Raw genomic sequence first — 2,945 nt, 5'->3', positions numbered from 1 at the left:
GCCAATCTGAATCGCCGAAGTGGCACCCGGCAAGCTGTGGCATTCAAAAATAATATCGACTTCGTCGCCGACCGCATCGCGGATAGCTTGCATTCTGGCGCGGTACAGCTTCATTTCCGTGCGGGAGATAATATTGGTGCGATCGTAATAGGTATTGCCGTCTTTATCGTACTGAATAGGGTCAACTTTTACCGCATCATAGCCCTCCGCAATGGCTTTTAAGGCTGCTTCAGCATACTGCTCTGGGTGCACCAGCGCTTTAAATTCCGGGCCCCAGTCAAACTGCAATTGCACCTCTGGGGTCAGGCCTTGAATTTTGACTTCACCTCTGCACCTCTGGGGTCAGGCCTTGAATTTTGACTTTAGTTTCGGTTCAGCTATTTTCATCTAATCGACAAGTTAGTTGCAGGATGCAACGATGGCCAGACCGCTTCGCCTAGAATTTGATGGCGCTTTTTATCACGTTACCTCCAGAGGCAACAGTCGGCATAATATTTACTTTGAGCAAGTCGACTATCAGCAGTTTCTGGATATTCTGGGAAAGGTCTGCCAGCGCCATAACTGGCGTATTCACGCCTACTGCCTGATGACCAATCATTATCACCTGTTGGTGGAAACACCTGAAGGAAACCTGTCGGCAGGCATGCAGCAACTAAACGGTGTTTATACCCAGCATGTGAATCGACGTTATCAACGCTGTGGACATATTTTTCAGGGCAGGTTTAAAAGTATTTTGGTGGATACCGATGTGTATTACAAAGCGCTGGTGCGATATGTGCTGCAAAACCCATTACGTGCCGAAATGGTTGAACAGCTTGCTGATTATGACTGGAGCAGCTACCAGGCCACAATAGGTAAAGACCCCGCGCCTGAGTGGTTGGTTGTTAATGATGTTCTGGCTCACTTTAGCAGCGATAGTGCTAACGCTACCGCTACCGCAGCATTTGATACCTTTTGCCAGCAGGCTGACGAGACCTGTATTTGGGGAAAATTAACCAATCAGGTATTTCTTGGCGATGAAGCTTTTACCAAAAAACAGCTAGCGAAATTACCCGGTATTAAAGTGACTACTGATATTCCTCAGGCTCAGCGCCGACCAAGCGCTTTGCCGCTGGAAAACTATCAACAACAATATACGAATCGCAATGACGCAATACTTGCTGCACATCTGTCCGGGGCATTTAGCATGACGCAGTTGGCAAAATATTTTAAGGTACATGTATCCACTGTTAGCAAGTTAGTGGCAAAATTCAAGGCCTGACCCTAAGGCCCCGAGTCTGGCTTATGGTACAACTGGCATCGCTATTATGACGCCTCCATCGGCCGGTATTTGCAAAGCGACCCGATAGGATTAGCCGGTGGGTTAAATACTTATGGGTATGTTGGGGGAAATCCTGTGATGAGAACTGATTTTTGGGGATTAAGCCCTTGCTTTGATTTTGCCAGAGGCCTTGCCTTAATGGCAGTGAATGCGGGTCCAGAAGGCTCTTTTTCACTTGGCTTAGGAATGATAGACGCCGCATTTTCTGGTCGAGTTCGAGTAAGTGATGCGACTGGCTTCAAATCGGAGTTAGTTGCTAATGGGCAAGGAGGTGATGTGGGGAGGCATATTTACGCGGCAGCAGGAGGACAAATAACGGGAGCTCCAATGTATGCACTGGGTAATATAAATGATGGAAGCCAGTACATGATATCTGGCTTTTCCAGAAAACAAAGCTTAGCGGAAATTGCAGGGAACAATGCGGGGGCTAAAGTAGGCAACGTGATGAAAGGTGCTTCAATGAGCGGTTGTAAAGGAAAAGCAGCTGAAGTTAAAACAACAACACTAATTAACCAGATTCTATGCAATGGCTAAAAATACACTAATTGCACTTTTACTTCTGCTTTGTGGTTATTCCTTTTGGAGTAGCAATGAAAGCGTTGTTATTAGTATGAGAAATAGCGACTATATTGTCCAGATTGCAACCAATGAAAGATTTAACCTTCATTACCCATATCTGATTGTTAAAAATTTAAATGGGGTGGTAATTTACTCTCAAGAACTTCCAAGTGAAGGTGAGGATTACAGTTGGGATATATTCAAGAATATCCATTCAATTACGAAGGACAGACAAGATGTGGTTATTTTGTTGGAGCCGGGAGGACTATATGCGGCTTTTGAATATAGTGATTTTATAAATAGTAGGATCAGTTTACCTGATGGAATGCTCATTAAGTTTGAGCTTGCAAATTCTGAATAGTTACCGGCCCGAGGTGATTACCAACCAACTAACGCAAAGCGTTGGTGTGGCGGGCCAGGCCCCTTCTGGCAGGATAGTTGTCACTACTTAAAATTTAACCAGTTGGGGGCGTTAAGGCTTGATTGTGCCACGCTATAGTGAAGAACGTAAGCAACTGAACTTGAGTAAGTTATTGCCTCCGTCGAATATGGCCGTTGCTGGAACCTACGGGGTCAGGCCTTGAATTTTGACTTTAGATGCGGTTCAGCTATTTTCATCTAATCGAAAAGTTAATTGCACCCGAAATTTAGGGTCAGATAAAAATAAAATAGTCTCGTTTAAAACAGGACTAATTTTAATGTCACCCCATTAATCAATGGCAGGGCAGTTACCAGCACCTATGGCAGCGCTATTGTCAGTTGCTGACCAATATGGTGCTGAGGTGCACTGGCTGGCAGCAACTCAGTGCTGGCACAGCCAGGCAGTGGTAGGGACTGGAATTGCTTAACTAATTACTTAATCTCAACCCGTTGTGAGCGCATTACGATTTCATCGTTCAGCTCAATACCGATACCGGGGGTTTCTGATACCTGAAAAAAGCCGTTTACCGGTTGTGGATCCTGAATACAGAGTTCGCGGTTCCACTTTTTAATCGCATAAGTATGGTGCTCATGAATTAAAAAGTTCGGTATCGCGGTCTCTAAGTGCAGCGCTGCGGCGGTGGCT

General features: G+C 45.4%; 4 protein-coding genes and 1 pseudogene. 3 read left to right on the top strand and 2 right to left on the bottom strand.

Annotated features, from left to right (window positions below):
- Window positions 1-297: pseudogene (locus R3187_RS18755) on the bottom strand (mandelate racemase/muconate lactonizing enzyme family protein); the annotation flags it as partial.
- A gap of 121 nt (window positions 298-418) precedes the next feature.
- On the opposite strand from R3187_RS18755, the gene R3187_RS18750 reads away from it, so the two are divergent.
- From R3187_RS18750 to R3187_RS18740, 3 genes are all read left to right on the top strand, one after another.
- The gene (locus R3187_RS18750; RefSeq protein ID WP_318968559.1) at window positions 419-1,261 is read left to right on the top strand and encodes an REP-associated tyrosine transposase; all 843 of its coding nucleotides are present in this window, start codon (window positions 419-421) and stop codon (window positions 1,259-1,261) included.
- 138 nt (window positions 1,262-1,399) lie between these two features.
- On the top strand, window positions 1,400-1,855 hold the full coding sequence (locus R3187_RS18745; RefSeq protein WP_413229044.1) for a hypothetical protein: 456 nt from the start codon (window positions 1,400-1,402) through the stop codon (window positions 1,853-1,855).
- On the top strand, window positions 1,848-2,240 hold the full coding sequence (locus tag R3187_RS18740) for a hypothetical protein (RefSeq protein ID WP_318968558.1): 393 nt from the start codon (window positions 1,848-1,850) through the stop codon (window positions 2,238-2,240). Before R3187_RS18745 ends, R3187_RS18740 begins: the two co-directional genes overlap by 8 nt.
- Window positions 2,241-2,731: 491 nt before the next feature.
- On the opposite strand, the gene R3187_RS18735 is transcribed toward R3187_RS18740, so the two are convergent.
- Window positions 2,732-2,945 (bottom strand): enolase C-terminal domain-like protein (locus R3187_RS18735; protein ID WP_318968557.1); only part of this gene is annotated, 214 nt, incomplete at its 5' end.

The sequence above is a fragment of the Arsukibacterium sp. genome, assembly GCF_033721375.1.
In the GTDB taxonomy this organism is placed as follows: domain Bacteria; phylum Pseudomonadota; class Gammaproteobacteria; order Enterobacterales; family Alteromonadaceae; genus Alishewanella.
Note: the sequence above shows the minus strand (reverse complement) of the source record. Positions and strands in the feature narration are given on the sequence as shown.

Excerpts from the sequence above, each read along its gene's own strand:
- R3187_RS18750 (WP_318968559.1), top strand. The coding sequence starts at position 419 with ATGGCCAGACCGCTTCGCCTAGAATTTGATGGCGCTTTTTATCACGTT.
- R3187_RS18745 (WP_413229044.1), top strand. The coding sequence starts at position 1,400 with ATGAGAACTGATTTTTGGGGATTAAGCCCTTGCTTTGATTTTGCCAGA.
- R3187_RS18740 (WP_318968558.1), top strand. The coding sequence starts at position 1,848 with ATGGCTAAAAATACACTAATTGCACTTTTACTTCTGCTTTGTGGTTAT.